Origin of the sequence: Microbacterium sp. (genome assembly GCF_047602155.1) — a bacterium.
GTDB lineage: Bacteria > Actinomycetota > Actinomycetes > Actinomycetales > Microbacteriaceae > Microbacterium.
In genome coordinates, this window is sequence record NZ_JASGHZ010000001.1 from 2342508 (window position 1) to 2364495 (window position 21988).

9 protein-coding genes are annotated in these 21988 nt (G+C 72.1%); all 9 read left to right on the forward strand.

The annotated features are described in order from the left end of the window. Positions 1-72: 72 nt before the first annotated feature. The 9 genes from QM720_RS10595 (at position 73) to uvrA (ending at position 21944) form a co-directional block, all read left to right on the forward strand. Positions 73-1719, forward strand: a complete 1647-nt coding sequence (locus tag QM720_RS10595) for an ATP-binding protein (RefSeq protein ID WP_415126323.1) — start codon at positions 73-75, stop codon at positions 1717-1719. Next, the gene (locus QM720_RS10600) at positions 1716-2912 is read left to right on the forward strand and encodes a diguanylate cyclase (protein WP_415126325.1); all 1197 of its coding nucleotides are present in this window, start codon (positions 1716-1718) and stop codon (positions 2910-2912) included. Before QM720_RS10595 ends, QM720_RS10600 begins: the two co-directional genes overlap by 4 nt. Before the next feature lie 193 nt (positions 2913-3105). Beyond that, on the forward strand, positions 3106-7008 hold the full coding sequence (locus tag QM720_RS10605; RefSeq protein ID WP_415126327.1) for a hypothetical protein: 3903 nt from the start codon (positions 3106-3108) through the stop codon (positions 7006-7008). Further along, a complete protein-coding gene (locus QM720_RS10610; RefSeq protein ID WP_415126329.1) occupies positions 7005-12014 on the forward strand; it encodes a hypothetical protein in 5010 nt (1669 codons plus the stop codon). Before QM720_RS10605 ends, QM720_RS10610 begins: the two co-directional genes overlap by 4 nt. 136 nt (positions 12015-12150) lie before the next feature. Further along, positions 12151-12762: a dephospho-CoA kinase gene (gene coaE, locus QM720_RS10615; protein ID WP_415126331.1), complete on the forward strand. Its 612-nt coding sequence runs from the start codon at positions 12151-12153 to the stop codon at positions 12760-12762. Positions 12763-12881: 119 nt separating this feature from the next. Continuing rightward, complete coding sequence (gene uvrB / locus QM720_RS10620) at positions 12882-14963, forward strand: excinuclease ABC subunit UvrB (RefSeq protein WP_415126333.1); 2082 nt, start codon at positions 12882-12884, stop codon at positions 14961-14963. Between the two features lie 20 nt (positions 14964-14983). After that, positions 14984-15316, forward strand: coding sequence for a TfoX/Sxy family protein (locus QM720_RS10625; protein WP_415126335.1), 333 nt, complete (start codon positions 14984-14986; stop codon positions 15314-15316). 197 nt (positions 15317-15513) lie between these two features. Next, the gene (locus tag QM720_RS10630; protein WP_415126337.1) at positions 15514-17028 is read left to right on the forward strand and encodes a Mur ligase family protein; all 1515 of its coding nucleotides are present in this window, start codon (positions 15514-15516) and stop codon (positions 17026-17028) included. 59 nt (positions 17029-17087) lie between these two features. Continuing rightward, positions 17088-21944 carry an excinuclease ABC subunit UvrA gene (gene uvrA, locus QM720_RS10635; RefSeq protein WP_415126339.1) on the forward strand — a complete coding sequence of 1619 codons (4857 nt, stop codon included), beginning with the start codon at positions 17088-17090 and terminating at the stop codon, positions 21942-21944. Positions 21945-21988 lie beyond the last annotated feature (44 nt).

Below are 21988 nucleotides of genomic sequence, written 5' to 3' on the forward strand. Positions count from 1 at the left end.
GGCGACGGCCCCGTCGCTTTGTCCGCCGCGCCGGGCCGCCGCGCCGGGCCAGGACGGCAGTAACGTCGAGGTGTGAACAAGGTGCGACAGGCAGCGGCGGCGGCATCGGTCACGCCCCGTCCGCGATCCGAGTTGCGCGGACGCATCACCGCGGTCAACCAATTGCTGCTGTGCGGCATCGTCGCGAGTCTGTTCGTCTTCGGCCTGGCCGCGGGCACGCTCTCGTCGCCCGCGCAGTTCGGCGTCGGAGCGCTGCTTGTCGTTCTCGGCGGCATCGCCGCGCTGGCCGTGCCCTGGGATCGCCTCCGTCCCGGCTGGGTGGCGGTGATCCCGGTCGCCGACATCGTCGCCATCGGCATCCTCCGTACCGCCGAGTCAGGCAGCGGACTGGCACTGCTGTGGGCGTTCCCGGCGATGTGGCTCTCGTCGATCGGCCTGTTCGGATTCGTGCTCGTGTGCACCCTGATCCCTGGGCTGTACTGGATGCTCCTGGCGGTGTTCGGGCAGCGGACGGATGCCGCGCTGCTGCTGCCGTTGGCCGTGATCGCGATCGGCTGGGCGAGCTTCGACGCGACGCGGCGCTTCACGGCGCAGCGCGACCTGCTGGACAGTCAGGCCGAGCGCCTTGCGGCGGCGCGGGCACAGGCCGCGCGGCAGGAGCAGCTGGTCACCGAGGTGCTCGACACGGTCGACTTCGGCGTCGTGCGGATCTCGGCGCACGGCGACGTGGTCTTCGAGAACGACGCGATCGGACGGCTGCGGCGCGCCATGCCCGGCGTGCGGTGGGACGACCCCGGCGCCCCGGTCTTCGCGGCGGACGGTCGCACCCCGCTGCCGGCCGACCGGCATCCGCTCATCAGGCTGCGCCGCGGCGAGGTGTTCGACGACGTCGTCGTCTGGTACGGGGCGCCGCCCGCACAGCAGGTCGCGCTCACCTTCACGGCCCGGCGGCTCGCCGGTCACGACGGCGAACCGGCCGGCAGCGTGCTCGTCGCCCGTGACATCACCGCCGAGCGCGAGGCGCTGCGGGCCCGCGATGATCTGGTCGCCTCGGTGTCGCACGAGCTGCGCACGCCGCTCACGTCGGTGCTCGGCTACCTGGAGCTCGCCCTCGAAGACGACGACCTCTCCGAGCGGGCGCGTCGCAACGTGGGCACGGCGCTGCGCAACAGCGAGCGGCTGCTCGTCATCGTCGCCGACATCCTGGCGGCCTCGAACTCCTCCCGCGCATCCATGGAGGCCACCGTCCGCCCGCGGCCGACCGACGTGAGCACGCTGCTGCACGCGGCCGTCGCCGACCTCCGGCTGACCGCCGCCGATCGCGTCGTCGACGTCTCGGTCGACGCGCCCCCGGGCGTCGAGGCCTTCGCCGACCCCGCGCGCCTGCGTCAGGTGGTCGACAACCTCCTCGGCAACGCGATCAAGTACAACCGTGACGGCGGCACCGTGACGGTCACCGCGCGGCGCGAGGGGGATGCGACCACGATCGAGGTGCGCGACAGCGGCATCGGCATCCGTGCCGCCGACCAGGAGCGGGTGTTCGAGCGCTTCTTCCGCGCCGCGCCGGACCTCCCGGGCAACGGGCTGGGACTGTCGATCAGCCGCGATCTGGTGCGCGCGCACGGCGGCACGATCACGGTGGCTTCGGAGGCCGGGGTGGGCTCGGTGTTCACCGTCATGCTGCCGGCGACCGCCGCCGCGGGAGGAGAGGGCGCGTGAGCCTCGATCTGTTCACAGTCACGGTGATGACGGCCGTGGTGGTCCTGGTCGCCGGCCTGACCTTCATCGTGGAGACCATCGTCCGCAGCGACGCGGGCGCCGGCAGGCTCTGGGCGGTCGCGTTCTTCAGCGGCCTGTCGGCGACGTTCGCCTACCTGGCGTGGTCGTCCGGTGTCGGCGGCGCCGTCGCGGTCGCGATCGGCAACGCGCTGTTCGTCGGCGTCCCGGGATTCATGTGGCTGGGATGCCGGAAGTTCAACGACCGGCCGCTCGCGGTGCCCGCCGTCGTGATCGCCGTCGGCGCGGGAGCCACCTTCGTCGTCAGCCTGCTCGAGGCCGCAGCGCTCGGCAGCTGGGGCGGATGGTCGACCATGGCCGGCAGTCTCACGGTGCTGTTCGTCGCCGGCACGGTCGAGACGCTGCGTTCGCCGATGCGCCGCATCCGCACCTCGTGGGCGCTGTCCGCCGTGCTGGGCATCGCCGGGGTCTTCTACCTCGTCCGGCTGGTGCTGTTCGTGACGATCGGGCCCGACAGCGACTTCTTCTCGCGATGGTTCGGACCGATCACGGCCAACTTCGTGACCGTCGTGCTGACGATGGTCGCGGCGATCGCGACCTCGGTGCTCCGCTCGCATCGCACCGATCTGCAGCGCTACGAGTGGCTCACCGAGAACGGCGTCGCCGCCGACGGAGTGATGCTGCCGCGCACGTTCGCCGGTGCCGCGGGCGACATCGTCGAGCGTGCCTCGTGGCGCTCCGAGGGGGTCGCGCTGTTCGTCATCCGCATCGAGGGCCTCGCGCAGATCCGGGCGTCGTTCGGCGTCGAGGTCGCCGACGAGGTCGTCGCCGCCTGCCGCCTCGCCGCCCGGCGGTACGCGCCGGCGGCGGCGCTCGTGGGGGAGGATGCCGACGACCAGCTGATCGTGTGCGCGCTGGCCGCGACGGCGATCGATGCGCGACGGATGGGCGCCGCGATCTACCGCGGGTGCGTCGACGAGCTGTCCACCACGGCTCGCGGGCTCTTCCCGTTCGTCGGCGTGGGCGTGGCGGTCACCGACGCGGCGGGGTACGACCTGGCGCGGCTGCAGGCCGTCGCGTACGCCGCCGCGCTGCGGGCCGCCGCGTCGGCGGAGGCGTCGGTCCTCGTCGGCGCGGCCGATCCGGCCCCGGACCTCTCGTCGCCGTCGTCGTGACACGCACCCCTACCGCCCGGGCGCCCGAGGGTCTAGAGTTTCCGCCGTAACGACGCTGACGCGTGTCGGAGTGCCTCGGGGGAGGCCGCCACGTATCACCCGGATGCTTCCGGGCCTCTTCATCTTCGACCGACGGCGTTCGCGATCGCGTCGCCGGCCTCTGCCGGTCGATCGCGCGATCGCGGGGTCTGCCATGACGAACCGCACCGTTCCCGGCTCACCGGACTCGGGCAAGCTCCACCCCTACAACCACGTCGCCCAGGCGGGCGACATCGTCGTCGACGTCATCCGGCCGCGTGACCTCGTCGCCCTGACGGTGACGGTGCGCGGTGCGACGCTCGAGCCGCCGGGAGAAGGACCGAGTCCGGATGCTCCCGCCGCGATCGTCGCGGGGCCGGGCGCGCGGCTCTACGTCGACTTCCCCTTCCAGCACACCTACGAGCAGGCCTCGTACGAGATCTCCGAGCCGTCGCTGCTGCCCGACCCGCTGCATCCCGAGCTGACGCCGAAGAGCATGCCGACGGTCGTCATCGCCCCCGCCTCGAAGCCGGCGCGGCTGCGGGCGTCGCGCGGCAGCCGGCTCGTCTTCGCCCTGCCCGAGGGCAGCCGCGTCGAGTACAGTACCGTCGGCATCCTGGGCGCGATCCCGTGGCTGGATGCCGTACTGCACCCGCGTGGGCAGGCTCCCGGCATCCGTCCGCCCCGCTATCAGCCGGGCCAGGCGAGCCTGACACCGGGCCTGAGCTACGTCCTCGCGGGCGGGCTCGTCGCCCACGTGTCCGACGCCGGCGTCGTCATCGCGAAGCAGTCGGCCGCCGAGGCCCGGGCGCAGGGCGCAGGTCTCCTGGCGCGGCGCGAGCAGGCCACGAACGCCCGCATCGTCGCCGAGGCCGTCGCGCAGCGCGGCGCGACGCTCGCGCGCGGAGTGCGCGCCACCGACCTCGCGGCGACGATCGGGACGCTGCTCGACCCGACGCGCATCCCGCCCGTCGTGATCCGTCGTGGCACGTACAGCCGCAAGGCGACGCTCGACGAGACGGCGATCGAGGCGCCGTTCCGGCTGCAGATCTCGCCGACCAGCCAGGGGCGCTGGGTGCACACCGCGGCCCCGGCGGCAGCCGACGACGCCACCGGCAACGTCGAACTGTGGCACACGAGGCTCGACACCGGCATCCGGACCCCGGAGAACCTCGGCCGGCCCGGCAGCGCCGCCGACGCGCAGACCCGCGTCGTGCGCGCGGTGTGGACCCGCGACCGCGACGACCTCACCGCCGCGCAGTGGCAGGACCGCCTCGCCGACCAGGGCACCGGCCGCGTGCTGTCGCCCGACGACCTGGCCGCCTCGCCGCCCGCCGTCGATCCGTTCCTCGGCTCGCTCGACCGCGCCGACCGGCACCGGCTGGTGCGCCAGAGCGCGGAGGCGTGGCCGGGCGACGGGCGCAGCACGATCGCCCCGACGCCGGTGGGCGCCGACCGTCTGTGGCTGACCGCGCTGGGCGCGTGGCTGGAGTTCCACGGCCAGTGGACGACGGGGCCGTACTCCGACGCCGAGATCGCCAGCATCCTCGCGTGGGACCACATCGCCACCGGCGGGCGCGACCAGTACGTGCGGGTCGTGTACCCCGGCTACTTCTACCCGACCGGCCAGCCCGCCGTGCTCGTGAAGCTCACCGAGCGCAGCATCCGGCCGCAGGCGAACCCCGCCGCCGGGCTCTACCAGCGGCAGTTCCTCATCGTGATCGATCCGATCCGCACGCACGCCGGGTTCCGGCTGCCGTTCACGCAGACCGAGCTGTCGCCGCTCGTGACGCCCAACATCGACCCGCCGATCGCGATCGCCCCGCCCGATCTCGGCCCCAAAGACGCGTTCTGGCCGATGGTGGGCGGCAAGCCCTTCGCGTTCCGCGTCGACACGCACGACCGCGAGGGCCGCGACACGCCCTTCGCCGCGCCGCTGCTGTGGGTCGCCGAGCACGTCAAGGGCGCCGCGCGGCTCGCCGCGATCGACAAGCACTACGCCGAGAGCGCCCACCGCGTCATCGACCTGCGCGGCCAGGCGGTCGCGTTCACGCCGAAGGATGCGGATGCCGGCGATGCCCGCGTGCAGACGCGTACGATCCGGCTGCGCGGCACGGCGCGTCCGAAGGGGAGCGACGTGTGGATGACGACGGCCGACGTCGTGCTGCCCGCCGCGCAGGCGATCGCCGGCACCGGCCCCACCACCATCACCTACTACGCCGACTATCGCGACCACGGGTTCACGGCCGCCAACAGCGGGCGGGTCTGGGCGGCGACCGTGCTGGGGCCGCTGGCCGGGGCATCCGACTATGCGTCGGTGCTGCAGACCGCGGGCGCCGCGCCCGACCCGACCGTCGCGCTGCCGAAGATCGGCTTCGGCGGTGAGGCGGGCGATGTCGGCTCGGACAAGGCCGGCGGCTTCATCCAGCCCAACCTCACCGTGAAGGGGCTCTCGACGAAGCAGGGCGCGATCGGCGACCTCGACTCGGTGGCGACCTCGCAGTTCGACCCCGCGAAGCTGCTCGGCGACGCGCTGCCGAAGCTGTTCGGGCTCGTGAAGCTCACCGACATCCTGCCGTCGGGCACGCTCGACAAGGCGCCCGCCCTCGTCACCGACGCCCTGGATGCCGTGACCGCGCTCGTCCGCGAGGTCGAGCGCGCGAAGAGCATCGCCGAGGATGCCGTCGCCGAGGCCGAGCGCACGCTGCAGAGCCTCGTCGACAAGGGCGCCTCGAAGCTCGCCGAGGCGCAGCAGCTGGTGACCGATGCCGAGGCGCTCGCCACCGCCTACGCGGACCTGGTCGCGGCGCTGCCGGGCCTCATCGACGCGCTCACCGGCCTCGACGGCGACGCCGTCGAGGCCGCGCTGAACGACGCGCCGGACGGCATCCGCCCCCGGCTGTCCACCGCGATCGCCGCCACGAAGGCGCTGGCCCGCCCGCCGCTGCCGCTGTTCGCGCGCACGCGGCTGCAGCAGCTCGCGGAGGCGCTCGGCGCCCTCGCCGACGGCGCCGAGCTCGCGAGCGACCTCGTCGGCTTCCTCAACGGGCTCGACCTGGAGAAGAAGGAGATCACGTTCCGGTACGAGTGGAAGCCCGAGCTGACGTCGTGGCCGAGCGCGGCGCTGCCGCTGCTGCAGCTGAAGAAGGACTCGCTCGTGCTCGCCGTCGCCGGCACGCTCAAGACCACCGCGGCGCCGAAGGTCGAGGTGCTCGCCGAACTGCGCGACTTCCAGCTGAACCTCTTCAGCAAAGACCCGCTCATGACGATCCCGTTCGAGCACATCAGCTTCAAGGCCGGGTCGACCGGCAAGGCCGAGATCGACGTCGTCATCAAGGACATCGTGTTCGGCGGCTTTCTGGAGTTCGTCCAGACGGTCAAGGAGCTGATCCCGCTCGACGGGTTCTCCGACCCGCCGTTCGTCGACGTCACCCCGGCGGGGCTCACCGCCGGGTTCACGCTCACGCTGCCGAACCTCGCGGTCGGCGTGTTCAACCTGTCGAACATGTCGCTCGGCGCCGACGTGCAGGTGCCCTTCCTCGGCGAGGCGCTCAGCGTCGGCTTCAACTTCTGCACCCGTGAGAAGCCGTTCGTGCTGTCGGTCGTGTTCCTCGGCGGCGGTGGCTGGTTCCTCATCCGGCTCTCGCCGAAGGGGCTCGAAGTGCTCGAGCTGGGGCTCGAGGCCGGCGCGTATCTGGCGGTCGACTTCGGCGTGGCGTCGGGCTCGATCTCCGCCGCGATCGGCGTCTACATCCGGCTCGAGGGCGAGAAGGGCTCGCTCACCGGTTACTTCCGCCTGCGCGGCGAGGTCGACGTGCTCGGGCTGATCTCGGCATCCATCGAGCTGTACATGGAGCTCGTCTACCAGTTCGACACCGGCAAGATGCTCGGGCGGGCGCGCATCACCGTCGAGGTCGAGGTGCTCTTCTTCTCGGGGAGCGTCACGATCGAGGCCGAGCGGCAGTTCGCGGGTTCCAACGGCGACCCGAGCCTGCGCGAGGTCGTGATGGAGCCGGACGGCACGGCGCCGGCGTGGGACGACTACTTGCTCGCCTTCGCGAAGGAGGTGTCGGCATGAACACTGAGTGGTTCGCCGCCGTCGCGCTGCCGGTGTCGGTGGCCGGCGACGCGAAGGTCAACGCGACGATCTTCGTCTCGCCGCGGCTCACGCCCGATCACGATCCGGCGGTGCTCGGCGAGTTCGACGTCTTCCCGAAGTGGGGCGCGCTCGTCGCGGGCGGTGTGGAGTTCACCCTCGTCGACCAGAACGGGCCGATCGCGACCACCGCCGACACGACGGCCGTCGACCCCGCACTGTGGGAGCGGGCCTTCGACGAACGCACCCCGGTGGCGGCGAACGCCGTGCCGCAGTGGCAGGAGCGCGACTGGCGCAGCTTCTCGGCGAAGGATGCCGCCGACATCGCGAAGACCGTGCACCTGGCCACGGTCGTCGCCGATCCGGTGAACCCGGTGGCCCCGCTGCGCCATCCGCTCGCCCAGGGCGTGCTGGGCCTGGCGACGCAGACCGGCGCGTTGCGCCTGCCCGGGCTTCGTCATGAGGGTCCGGACTCCCCGATCTACGACGAATCCGTCCTCACCCGCCACCTCGACGACAGCCTGCCGCGCGGGGCGCGCGGCGCGTGGACCAATGCGGCGCCGCCGACCCTCGCAGGTTACGGCAGCGTCCCTGCCGATCAGAACGGCGCCGCGGCGCAGGCGCTGCGCGAGCTGCACCGGGTGCGCCGCTTCTACGAGCGTCCCGAGAGCCAGGCCGAATCGCAGCGGGTGAAGAGCCCGCCCGACAAGGCGGCGCCGCTGCCCTCGCCGGCGCCGGAGTTCCACGAGCGCGTCGCCGCGGCGGGAGATCACCCCGAGTTCCTGCGGCGCCTCGGTCTGCTGATCCCGGTGACCGCCGACGTCGCCCGGCTGCGCAAGAGCCGCTGGCTCGCGGTCGCCGTCAGCGGTCGCGTGCCCGAGACGGCCTGCCGTTCGCCCCGGCTGCGCGTGTCGGTGCTCTCCGACGACTCCTTTATCCCGCAGCCCAATCCGGACGATCCCGCCATCTGGTCGGGCGGCGCGCTGGCGCTCGGCGAGAGCGGCGTCTTCGACGTCGTCGACGTCGATGTCGACGGCTCCGCGATCAAGGCCGAGCGGTTCCTCACCACGCTCCCGCGGCTCGCGATCGCGCAGCTGAACAAGACGCCGGCGGATGCCGCCACCCCGGCGATGCGCGCCTCCGGGCTGACCGTCACCCGCCGTCAGCAGGCCGGGCGTGCCCTCACCCAGCTGGCCCGGCAAGAAGGGTACCAGTCCGCACTGCAGAGCTTCGCGGCGCCCGCGGACATGCCGGAGATCTTCACGCAGGACGTGACCCGCGGCGTGCGCGTCGAGGTCTGGGACTCGGTGACCCGGGTGTGGCGTTCGCTGCACCGGCGCCGCTCGACGCTCGCCGTGAACGGCGAGGTCGTGTACGCCGACGACGAGAACGACGGCTTCATCCAGGGCACCACCGCGACCGAGACGCGCGGGCAGGACGACTCGGCGGTCCACGTGCACGAGGCGATGTTCGGCTGGGACGGGTGGAGCCTGTCGGCTCCGCGCCCCGGAAAGCGCGTGCGCGGGCAGCTCGAAGACGCCCCCGACGGCGGGTCGCGCGTCGTGGAGACGGTGGAGGACACGCCCGATGAGCCGCTGCCGGGCGAGAAGCCGCCGCATCCGTTCGTCTTCACGCACCGGTTCGCCGAGGGCACGCTGCCGCGGCTGCGGTTCGGCCGCGACTACTCGTTCCGCGCGTGGGGCGTCGACCTCGGCGGCAACGTGCGGCCGCACCGGATCGGGCCGCGCCCGCCGGTGGAGCTTGCCGCACTGGTGACGCAGCTGCAGTCCGCGTCGCCCGTGCTCGGCAGTGCCGCCGCGTTCCGCGCCCGCATCGACGACGTCGCCGCGCGCGACGTGAACGGCGCGGTCGCCGAGGTCGTGCGCGGCATCCATCTCGGAACGATCGCGCGCGCCGCGTCGGCGACGACGCTGGACGGCGCGGCGGCGGACGACGCGGCGACCGACGACGCCGCAGCCTCGACCGCGGGGGATCTCGTGCTCGACCAGCTCGACGCGTCGGCGCTGCGCACGGTGGCGACGGGGATCGACCTCGGCAGCGCGGCCGTCGACGTCATCGACACCGCGAAGGGGCGCCGCGCGGTGCGCGCGGCGGGCATCGACCTCACGGCGCTGCGGACGATCGGGCCGCGGGGAGCCGCGGCGCTGCGCGAACAGGCGCGCGCGAACGCCGCGCGCACCACGTCGCGCGTCGTGGACGCCGGCGTGGCCGCCCCCGCGCGGTCGCGCGTGGAAGCGCTCGCCGACACGTTCCGCACCCTGGTCGCCGACGACGCCCAGCCGATCGCCCGCAGCACCGTGCTCACCGACCTCGCCGCGACGCGAGAGCTCGTCGGTTCGCACCTCGCCGCCGTGCTGGGCGGCCCGCGTCCCGCCGTCACGCCCGACCTGGCCGCCTACGCCCTGCGCACCGTGACGCCTCCGCGCCCGTTCCTGCGCTGGGATCCGGTGCCCGTGCCGGTCGTCGTGCCGCTCGGCGCGTACACCGAGGGGGAGTCGCTGCGCGTGGTCGTCGTGCGCTCCGGCGTGACGCAGGATGCCGACACGCTCGAAGTGACGACGCAGTCGCCCGCCGAGTATGCCGCCGCGGTCGCCGCCACCGCGCCGCTGTACGCCCAGAACGCGCAGCGGCACGTCGCCCCGCCCAAGACCAGCCAGAACCAGGCCGAGCTCCACGGCGTCTTCGACGCCGGCATCGACGAGGGCACCGCCGACGCCCGCACCCGGATGCTGGCGTGGGCGCTGCGCGAGAGCGGCACGTTCTTCGACCAGTCGGTGCCGCACCTCACCGACCCGAACGGCACGCCGTCGCCGCAGCCGGGCGTGCGGCTGCTCCCCGAACCGCAGGGCGACGACCACTTCAATCCCAGCGACCCGGCACATCCGCTGAAGGTGCTGCCGCCGGGGGAGCCGGGCGTCGACCCCGCGCTGATCCTGCGCCCCGGCGACGCGCCCGCGCCCGGTCAGTACGTCGTGCACGACACGCAGCAGCTGGCGCTGCCGTACCTGCCCGATCCGCTCGCCACCGGGGTCTCGCTCGCGTTCACGCAGGCCGGGGCCGGCCGCACGATCGCGTTCCCGTACGCCTCGGAGGGCATCACCGCGCGGTACCCCGGGGAGTGGCCCGACGTGCAGCCGTTCCTCCTCACGCTGTGCGCGGCGCAGGATCTGGACGCGGCGGGGCGGCTAGGCGCTGCGATCGACGGCCACCGCATCGACATCGGGCTGCCGGCGGGCGACGTGCAGACGTTCCGGCTGGCCAGCGGCATCCCGAAGGACCGCCTCGACTGGATGGGCGTGTGGCGCACCCTCGCCGACCGCTTCACCGACGACCCCGCGGTGCAGGAGGCGGCCGCCGACGGGCTGCTGTGGGCGCTGACCACGGGCGAGAACGTCACGCTCGTGCACGCCGTGCCCCGGCCCGTGACAGCCCCGCGCCCGACGCTTTTGACGATCGTGCGCGCACCCGGTTCGACGCTGGCCACCTTCATCGGCGGCGTGGAGGTCCACGGCCCGAGCACCGAGCAGCTGACGGTGACGATGCACTGGACCGACACCGTCGACGACGTCAACCTCGACGGCCCTGTCGAGCGCTTCGCGGAGGCGGCCGGGTTCACCACCCACGTGCAGCCGCAGGAGCGGATCGTGCCGCTGTGGCCGGTCGACCAGCAGGTCGCGCTGCCCGGCTGGGAGGGGGTGCTGCTGCACAGCTCGCTGCACGCCTTCCCCGACACGAAGCACCACCTCGCGCAATACCGCTTCCGGGCCGGCACGCGGTTCCGCGAGTACTTCGCGCCCGCGCTGATCGCCCCCGACGCGGCGAACCCGCTCGACGACGGGCAGAGCGTCGTGAGCGCGGAGATCGCGATATCGGTGCCCTCGACCGTTCGGCCCGATGCGCCGAAGGTGCACTCGGTGCTGCCGCTGCTGCGCTGGGGTGAGGGCGAGGAGCCCGAGCAGCCCTTCGGCCGGCGCCGCACCCGCGGCACCGGCGTGCGCATCTATCTGGAGCGGCCCTGGTTCTCCAGCGGCGACGGCGAGCTGCTGGCCGTGCTCCTCACACCGAACGGCGACGACACCGCCGGCTACCCGCCGCAGCCGAACCCGGCGGAGGGGTTCCCGTTCGTCAGCCAGTGGGGCAGCGACCCGATCTGGACGGCACCCGGGGTACCCCGGCGGCCCGTCTCGCTGATCGAGCTGGACGACGCACTCTCGCTCTGGGGAGTCGACGATCGTCGCGACCCGGGGCGCCCGGTCGCTCCCGCGGCCCCGCTTCCGCTGCCGTTGGGGACGGCCACGGCGGCGGGGGCGCCGGAGACCGTGCCGGTCGTGGCCGTCGGCTACCGGCCGCAGTACAACGAGGAGCGCCGGCTGTGGTACGTCGACATCGCGTTCGACCCGCGGGCGACGTTCTGGCCGTTCGTGCGCCTGGCCGTCGCGCGCTATCAGCCGGCATCCGTCCCGGGCGCGCACCTGTCGACGCCGGTGCAGCTCGACTTCGTGCAGCTCGCGCCGGAGCGCACGGCCAGCGTCAGCCGCACCGACGACACCCACGCCCGCGTCGTGGTGAGCGGGTTCGCGGGGCATCGCAGCAGCGCGTCGCGCGACTACGCGCGGTCGGTCACGGCCGGCCGGCGGGTGGTGGCGCGCCTGCAGCGCCACCGGCCCGACATCGGCGGCGACCTCGCCTGGGAGAGCGTCGACGCCGTCGAACTGGCCATCCGCGGCCGGGCGAGCCGCGCCGAGGAGCTGGTCTGGGTGGGCGAGCTCGAAGCCGACGGCGTGATCGAGGTGCGCACGCCGCCGGGCGCCTCCGACCCGGCGACGGACGGCTCGACGTGGCGGGTGCGGGTCGAGGAGTGGGAGCGCTTCGAAGGCGACCCGCCGCCGCGCGCCGAGGTGCCGCAGTACGGCCGGGATCCCATCGTGCAGGAGCGGCTGGTCTACGCCGACGACGTCTACCTGTGACACCGGCTGTGACACCGGCCCGATGTGCCGAAAGCAGGCTGAACCGCACGTCGGCACGCGACATCCGGGTCGAAGTGACGATTCGCCCTGCGTTTGGCACGCGGGCCGCGCGTGAGGAGGCCGGTAGGGTCGTGCCATGCCCCTCATCGCGCTCACCGGCGGCATCGCGTCGGGCAAGTCCACGATCGCGCGGCGCCTCGCCGAGCACGGCGCGGTGGTGGTGGACGCCGATGCCCTCGTCCGCGAGGTGCAGGCGCCCGGGTCGCCGGTGCTGGCCGAGATCGCGGCCGCGTTCGGCGACGAGGTGATCGCCGCCGACGGCGGTCTCGACCGCGCGGCCCTCGGCGCCCTCGTCTTCGGCGACCGGGCCGACCCGCGGGCGCTCGCGCGCCTGAATGCCGTCGTGCACCCCGCCGTGCGGGCCGAGTCGGCGCGCCGGTTCGCCGCCGCGTTCGCGGAGGGCCCGCGGGCCGTCGTCGTCTACGACGTACCGCTGCTGGTCGAGGCGCGGGTCGACGACCCGTGGGATCTCGTCGTCGTGGCGCACGCGCCCGAGCGGGTGCGCGCCGAACGGCTCGTCGAACTGCGCGGCATGACCCCCGAAGAGGCGCGGGCCCGCATCGCGGCGCAGGCGCCCGACGAGGCGCGGCTGGCGATTGCCGACGTCGTCATCGAGACGACGGGCACGCGGGAGGACACGCGCGCGCGGACCGATGCGCTGTGGGAGCGGCTTCAGGCCGGGCTCTGACGCCGCCGGCGGGCGCGCCGCAGCAGCATGATCGACCCGACGAGTAGCTCCAGCACGCTCTCAGCGTACGCGGGAGCCGGATCGCCCCGCGTGTCGGAGCCCCCGCCTACGCTGGAGGAATGCAGCCCACACGTTCCGTGCGCCCCTTCGAGGTCGTCAGCGAATACGTCCCCAGCGGCGATCAGCCGCAGGCCATCGCCGACCTCGCCGCGCGCATAAGCGCCGGCGAGACCGACGTCGTGCTGCTGGGCGCCACCGGCACCGGCAAGTCGGCGACGACGGCCTGGCTCATCGAGCAGGTGCAGCGGCCGACGCTCGTCCTCGCGCACAACAAGACGCTCGCCGCGCAGCTGGCGAACGAGTTCCGCGACCTCATGCCGCACAACGCGGTGGAGTACTTCGTCAGCTACTACGACTACTACCAGCCCGAGGCGTACGTGCCGCAGACGGACACCTTCATCGAGAAGGACTCGTCGATCAACGCCGAGGTCGAGCGCCTGCGCCACTCCACGACCAACGCGCTGCTGAGCCGCCGCGACGTCGTCGTGGTGAGCACCGTGTCGTGCATCTACGGCCTGGGCGCGCCGGAGGAGTATCTGCGCGCGATGGTGGCGCTGCAGGTGGGGGAGCGGTACGACCGCGACGCCCTCATCCGCAAGTTCATCGCGATGCAGTACAACCGCAACGACGTCGACTTCTCGCGCGGCAACTTCCGCGTGCGCGGCGACACGATCGAGATCATCCCGGTGTACGAGGAGTTCGCGGTGCGCATCGAGCTGTTCGGCGATGAGATCGAGGCGCTGTACATGCTGCATCCGCTCACCGGCGATGTCGTGCAGCGGCTCGACGCCGTGCCGATCTTCCCGGCATCCCACTACGTCGCGGGCACCGACACCGTGCATCGTGCGATCGGCACGATCGAGACCGAGCTCGGCGAGCGGCTGAAAGAGCTGGAGGGCCAGGGCAAGCTGCTCGAGGCGCAGCGGCTGCGGATGCGGACCACGTTCGACCTCGAGATGCTGCAGCAGCTCGGGTTCTGCTCGGGCATCGAGAACTACTCGCGGCACCTCGACGGCCGTGAGGCCGGCGAACCGCCGCACACGCTGCTCGACTTCTTCCCCGACGACTTCCTGCTCGTCATCGACGAGTCGCATGTCACCGTCCCGCAGATCGGGGCGATGTACGAGGGGGATGCCTCGCGCAAGCGCACCCTCGTCGACCACGGCTTCCGCCTGCCCAGCGCCCTCGACAACCGCCCGCTGCGGTTCGACGAGTTCAAGCAGCGCATCGGGCAGACGGTGTACCTGTCGGCGACGCCGGGCCGGTACGAGATGGGCATCGCCGACGGCGTCGTGGAGCAGATCATCCGCCCGACCGGCTTGGTCGACCCGAAGATCGTCGTGAAGCCCTCGAAGGGGCAGATCGATGATCTGCTGGAGGAGATCCGGGTGCGCGCCGCGCGCGACGAGCGCGTGCTCGTGACGACGCTGACGAAGAAGATGGCCGAGGAGCTGACCGACTTCCTCGGCGAGCACGGGGTGCGCGTGCGCTACCTGCACTCCGACGTCGACACGCTGCGCCGCGTCGAGCTGCTCACCGAGCTGCGCAGCGGCGTGTACGACGTGCTCGTCGGCATCAACCTGCTGCGCGAGGGCCTCGATCTGCCCGAGGTGTCGCTCGTGGCGATCCTCGACGCCGACAAGGAGGGGTTCCTGCGCAGCGGCACCTCGCTCATCCAGACGATCGGCCGCGCCGCCCGCAACGTGTCGGGCGAGGTGCACATGTACGCCGACAACATGACCGACTCGATGCGCTCGGCGATCGACGAGACCGAGCGGCGGCGCGAGAAGCAGATCGCGTACAACCTCGAGAACGGCATCGACCCGCAGCCGCTGCGCAAGCGCATCGCCGACATCACCGACGTGCTGACGCGCGAGGCGTCGGACACCGACCGGATGATGGCCAAGCGCAATGCGGGCACGACGAAGTCGGGCCGGGGCAAGAGCCCGACGCCGCAGCTGAGCCGCACCGGCATCGCCGCCGAAGGCGCCGCCCAGTTGGAGGCGACGATCGAGGATCTCTCCCACCAGATGCTCGCCGCCGCGGGCGAGTTGAAGTTCGAGCTCGCGGCGCGCCTGCGCGACGAGGTGCAGGATCTCAAGAAAGAGCTGCGCGCCATGGAGCGCGCCGGCCACGCGTAGCGCACTCCTAGACTGACCCCGTGACCCCGAAGCGCGACGAACTGGCCGACCGCGTCCGCATGATGGTCGTCGGGGCCGAGCAGAAGCGCATGTTCGGCTCGATCGCATTTCTCGTCGACGGACGCATCCTGGTGTGCACCTGGGGTGACGGCGATCTGCTGGTGCGCGTCGACCCCGACCGCGGGCCGGAGCTGTGCCTGCAGCCGGGCGTCGCCGTGGCGGAGATGGGGCCGTCCCGCCGCACGATGGGACCGGGGTGGCTCGCCGTGTCGGGCGAGGTCATTGCGACCGACGAAGAGCTGCTGGAGTGGATCGACATCGCCCGCGAGTTCCACGCCGCCAGTGGTGCTTGAGGCCCGGCGCCGTAGAAGTCTGGGTCGCGTACTGCCCCCTCACGATGCGCGAAACGACCGTTCGCGCTCCAGGCGCGTCGGCGCGTCGGCGCGGCGAAGCGCCGCCGACGAACCCACGCGGCGCGCGCTGCGGATACGGCAAGATTTCAGAGAAGGTTCATAGAATAGGACTCGTGTGCGGCCAAAGGGGAGGCGCGATGTCCACGATGGGAACCGGCGGGTCTGCGCGCTCCCTCGACGAACTCGCGGCCGCGGTGCCGGGGGCACGGGTGTGCGGGAGTGCCGTCGTATCGGGCATCAGTGTGAGCACGGCGACGGTGCAGCCCGGCGACCTGTTCGCGGCCGTGCGCGGCGCGCGCACGCACGGCGCGCTGCACGTCGGCGACGCCATCGCCCGCGGCGCCGTCGCGGTGCTGACCGATGCCGAGGGCGAGGCGCTGGTGCCGGACGCCGTCCCGCGCATCGTCGTCGACGAGCCGCGCTGCAGGCTCGGAGCGCTGTCGGCGTGGTTCTACGGAAACCCCGCCGCGGCGCTGACGACGATCGGCATCACCGGCACGCAGGGCAAGACCACGACGACGCATCTCGTCTCGGCGGCGCTCGGCCACCGCCATGCGGGGGTCATCGGCTCGATGGGCGCGCTCATCGACGGCGAGCCCGTGGCATCCGCCCTCACCACTCCCGAAGCGCCCTCGCTGCAGCGCATGCTGGCGCAGATGCGCGAACGCGGCGTCACGACGGTGGCGATGGAGGCGTCGAGCCAGGGCATCGTGCAGCACCGCACGGCGGCGCTGCAGTTCGACGTCGGCGTCATGCTCAATCTCGGGCACGACCACCGCGACGTCCATGGCGATCAGGAGTCGTACTACGCCGCCAAGCGGTCGCTGCTGACGCGGGCGTCGTCGCGGCAGTCGCTCGTGTGCATCGACACGTCGGTCGGGCGCCGGATGGCGCGCGACGCCGAACTGGATGCCGCCACCCTCTCGATCGTCCGCCCCGAGGCGGACTGGTTCGCCGACGAGGTCCGCGACACCGCCGCCGGGACCCAGTTCGTGCTGCGCACGCCGACGGGGGACCGCATCCCGTTCACGACACCGCTGCGCGGCGAGTTCCACGTCACCGACATCGTCGCGGCCGTCGCGGCGCTGGCGCTGGTCGGCCACGACCCCGCCGAGGCCCGGCCCGGGATCGCGGCGTTCGCCGGCGTCGAGGGGCGGATGCAGTTCCTCGACCTCGACCCCGACCTGACGGTCGTCATCGACGCCGGTCACAAGCCCGAGGCGATCAACGCGCTGCTGGTGGCGCTGCGCAAGATCGTGACGGGCCGGCTGATCTGCGTCATCGGATCGAACGGCAACCGCGATGCGCACAAGCGCCCGCTCATGGGCCGGTTCGCCGGCACCGCGTCGGACGTCGTCGTCGTCACCGACGACAACCCCGCGCACGAGGATCCGGCGCTGATCCGCGCCGCGGTCGCCGCCGGCGCGCGGTCGACGAGCGCCGAGGTGTACGACGTCGCCGGGCGCGGACCCGCGATCCGGTTCGCCGTGTCGCTCGCGCGGCCGGGCGATGCCCTCGTCGTGGTCGGCAAGGGCGACGAACGGCACCAGATCATGGCGCACGGCATCGTGCCGCACAGCGATCCCGACGAGATCGTGCAGGGACTGGTGGAGTCGCCGTTGCGCGCGCCCCGCGCCGCTGCCGGTGTCTGAGGGCGGCGCGAAACCCACCCGCCGGAGCCGATGTCGGAGGCCCCGCCTAGACTTGTGCGGTGCCCATCGTCCCCGTTGCCTCATCGAAACTCAGCGTCCGCGGAGCCCGCGTCCACAACCTGAAGAACGTCGATCTCGACATCCCGCGCGACAGTCTCGTCGTGTTCACCGGGCTGTCCGGATCGGGCAAGTCGAGCCTCGCGTTCGACACGATCTTCGCCGAGGGGCAGCGCCGCTACGTCGAGTCGCTGAGCGCCTACGCGCGCCAGTTCCTCGGCCAGGTCGACCGGCCCGACGTCGACTTCATCGAGGGCCTCAGCCCCGCGGTGTCCATCGACCAGAAGTCGACCAACCGCAACCCGCGCTCGACGGTCGGCACGATCACCGAGATCCACGACTACATGCGCCTGCTGTGGGCGCGCATCGGCATCCCGCACTGCCCCGAATGCGGCGCGCAGATCCAGCGTCAGACGGTGCAGCAGATCGCCGACCAGCTCATGGAGCTGCCCGAGCGCACCCGGTACCAGATCGTCGCGCCCGTCGTCACGCAGAAGAAGGGCGAGTTCGCCGACCTCTTCAAGGAGCTGTCGGCGAAGGGCTACGCGCGTGCCGTCGTCGACGGCGACCTCGTCCAGCTCGCCGAGCCGCCGGCGCTGAAGAAGAGCTACAAGCACGACATCGCGGTCGTCGTCGACCGGCTCGTCGCGGCGCCCGACATCCTCGGCCGCGTCACCGACTCGGTCGAGACGGCGCTGCGGCTCGCGGGCGGCATCGTGCAGGTCAACTACGTCGACGAAGAGGGGGATGCCGCCTGGCAGAGCTTCAGCGAGAAGCTCGCGTGCCCGAACGGTCACCCGCTGCAGCTGACCGAGATCGAGCCGCGGACGTTCTCGTTCAACGCGCCGTTCGGCGCCTGCCCGGCCTGCTCGGGCCTGGGGACGAGGATGTCGGTCGATGTCGAGCTCATGCTCGGCGACGACGCGTTGTCGATAGCCGAGGGCGTCATCATTCCGTGGACGACGCAGGGCAAGGGGCTGTTCCAGTACTACGAGCGGCTGCTCGTCGGCCTCGCCGACGACCTCGGCTTCTCGCTCGACACCCCCTGGCGCGACCTCCCCGACCAGGTGCAGGAGGCGGTGCTCCGCGGCGAGAACTACAAGGTCACGGTCAAGTGGCGCAACCGCTACGGCCGCGAGATGCGGTATTCGTCGGGCTTCGAGGGCGTCGTGCCCTACATCGAGCGGCAGTACACGCAGGCCGAGACCGACGCGCAGCGCCAGCGCTGGGCGGAGTACCTGCGCGAAGTGCCCTGCCCGGTCTGCCACGGCGACCGGCTCAAGCCCGAGGTGCTCGCCGTGCTCGTGCACGGCCATTCCATCGCCGACGCCTCGCGGCTGAGCCTCGGCGAGGCGCAGGAGTACTTCGCGACGCTCGAGCTCACCGACCGCGAGGCGAAGATCGCCGCAGCGGTGCTGCGCGAGATCCGGGCGCGGCTCGACTTCCTCATCCAGGTCGGGCTGAACTACCTCAGCCTCGGACGGGCGGCGGGCTCGCTGTCGGGCGGCGAGGCGCAGCGCATCCGGCTTGCGACGCAGATCGGGTCGGGCCTGACCGGCGTGCTGTACGTGCTCGACGAGCCGTCGATCGGCCTGCACCAGCGCGACAACCGCCGCCTCATCGAGACGCTCGTGCGCCTGAAGGATCTCGGCAACACCCTCATCGTCGTCGAGCACGACGAAGAGACCGTGCACGCCTCCGACTGGGTCGTCGACATCGGCCCGCGCGCGGGCGTCGACGGCGGCGAGGTCGTGCACTCCGGTCCGCTCGCATCGCTGCTGGAAGAGGAGCGCTCGCTCACCGGCGCGTACCTCGCCGGCCGGCGGACGATCCCGACGCCGAAGCGTCGCCGCAAGATCGACCGCAAGCGCATGCTGACCGTCGTCGGCGCGCGCGAGAACAACCTGCAGAACGTCACCGCCGAGTTCCCCCTGGGCGTGCTCACCGCGGTCACCGGCGTGAGCGGCTCGGGCAAGTCGTCGCTCGTGAACGGCATCCTGTACGAGGTTCTCGCGACGAAGCTCAACGGCGCGCGCCGCGTCGCGGGCAAGCACACGCGCGTCACGGGCCTCGACAACCTCGACAAGGTCGTGCACGTCGACCAGGCGCCGATCGGCCGCACGCCGCGCTCGAACCCGGCGACCTACACGGGCGTGTTCGACCGCATCCGGACCCTGTTCAGCGAGACGACCGAGGCGAAGGTGCGCGGCTACCAGCCGGGCCGGTTCAGCTTCAACGTCAAGGGCGGCCGCTGCGAGGCGTGCTCGGGCGACGGCACGATCAAGATCGAGATGAACTTCCTGCCCGACGTGTACGTCGACTGCGAGGTGTGCCACGGCAAGCGGTACAACCGCGACACGCTCTCCGTGCACTACAAGGGCAAGAACATCGCCGAGGTGCTCGAGATGCCGATCTCCGAGGCGGCGGAGTTCTTCGAGCCGATCCAGGCGATCCACCGGTACCTGAAGACCCTCGTCGACGTCGGCCTCGGCTACGTGCGGCTCGGGCAGTCGGCGACGACCCTGTCGGGCGGCGAGGCGCAGCGCGTCAAGCTCGCCACCGAGCTGCAGCGGCGCTCGAACGGCCGCAGCGTCTACGTGCTCGACGAGCCGACCACGGGGTTGCACTTCGAAGACGTCGCGCGGCTGCTCGACGTGCTGGGCGGGCTCGTCGACAAGGGCAACACCGTCATCGTCATCGAGCACAACCTCGACGTCATCAAGTCGGCCGACTGGATCATCGACCTCGGCCCCGAGGGCGGTGCGGGCGGCGGCCAGATCATCGCCACCGGAACGCCGGAGCAGGTCGCGCGCGTCGAAGACAGCCACACGGGGCGCTTCCTCGCGGAGGTGCTCGGGGCCCGCCGGTGCGCAAGGCGGGCTGAGATGGCCACGGTCCTGCCGTACAAGCCGAAGCCGGGGGAGATCCCGACGCAGCCCGGCGTGTACCGCTTCCGTGACGCCGATGGCCGCGTGCTGTACGTCGGCAAGGCGAAGAACCTGCGCGCACGGCTGTCGAACTACTTCGCGCCGCTGCACACGCTGCACGAGCGCACGCGCCGGATGGTGACGACGGCGGCATCCGTGGAATGGACCGTCGTGAACAGCGACGTCGAGTCGCTGCAGCTGGAGTACATGTGGATCCAGGAGTTCTCGCCGCCGTTCAACGTCCGCTACAAGGACGACAAGTCCTACCCCTTCATGGCGATCACGCTCGCCGACGAGGCGCCCCGCGTCATCGTCACGCGCAACCGCAAGATCCCCGGAGCGCGCTACTTCGGCCCGTACCCCAAGGTGTGGGCGGTGCACGACACGATCGACCTGATGATCAAGGCGTTCCCGATCCGCACGTGCTCCGACGCGTCGTACAAGAAGGCGATGGCGACGGGGCGCCCGTGCTTCCCCGGCCAGATCGGGCGCTGCGGCGGGCCGTGCTCGATGACCGTCACGATCGAGGAGCATCGCGCGATCGTCGACGACTTCGTCGCGTTCATGTCCGGCGGCGACCAGCGTTTCACGCGGGAGCTGACGGCGCGGATGCGCGAGGCGTCGGCGGCGATGGACTACGAGTCGGCGGCGACCTACCGCGACCGCCTGCAGGCGATCGACGCCGTGCTCAGCCGCAGCGCCCTCGTGCTGGCGGAGGACACGGATGCCGACCTGTTCGGCATCGCCGAGGACGAGCTGGCGGCGGCGGTGCAGCACTTCGTCGTTCGCGGCGGGCGCGTGCGCGGCGTGCGTGCGTCGACGATCGACAAGGAGCTCGACATCTCCGGCGCCGAGCTCGTCGACCAGATCCTGCAGCGCGCCTACGGGTCGGCGGCGCCGGGGGAGATCCCGCGGCAGGTGCTCGTTCCCGTTCTCCCCGAGGATGCCGAGGGGCTGCAGCGCTGGCTGGAGGAACGGCGCGGCAGGCGCGTCTCGGTCCAGGTCGCCCAGCGCGGGCGCAAGGCCGACCTGATGCGGACGGCACACCTGAACGCACAGCAGGCGCTCATGCTGCACAAGACGCGGCGCACGTCGGACTACACCTCGCGCACGAAGGCGCTGACCGACCTGCAGCTCGCGCTGGGGCTCGACGAGGCTCCGCTGCGGATCGAGTGCTACGACGTGTCGCACCTGTCGGGCACGAACGTCGTCGCCTCGATGGTGGTGTTCGAAGACGGCCTGCCGCGCAAGGACCAGTACCGTTCGTTCGGGGTGACGGACACGACCGACGACACCGACTCGCTGTACCAGGTGCTGATGCGGCGGCTGGCACACGTCGACCGCGACGACCCCGACTCCCCGGTCGCCGAGCGGGCGTCCCCCCCGGTCGTTGAGCGGGCGTCCCCCCCGGTCGTTGAGCGAGCGCAGCGAGACGAAACGCCCCAGGCTCCCGACGACGACGCCCCCGTCGTCACGAGCCGTCGCAAGCCCCGGTTCGCGTACCGTCCGCAGCTGCTGGTCGTGGACGGGGGAGCGCCGCAGGTGGCCGCCGCGGCGCGGGCGCTGCACGACTCCGGGCATCCCGAGATCGCGCTGTGCGGCATCGCGAAGCGGCTGGAGGAGATCTGGCTGCCCGGCGACGACTACCCGGTGATCCTGCCGCGCACGTCCGAGGCGCTGTACCTCGTGCAGCGGCTGCGCGACGAGGCCCACCGGTTCGCGATCACGCACCAGCGCAAGCGCCGCAAGCGCGACATCACGACGGTCCTCAGCGAGGTGCCGGGCCTCGGCGAGGCGCGCATCAAGGCGCTGCTGCGCCACTTCGGCTCGGTCGCGGCCCTCACCAAGGCCGGCCCCGAGGAGCTGACGGCGCTGCCCGGGGTGGGGCCGAGGCTGGCGGAGGCCATCCACCGCCACCTCGCGAATCGGTAGGCTGGGTCCACGGGTCGCCTCTGCGACGCCAGGGACGACAGGGG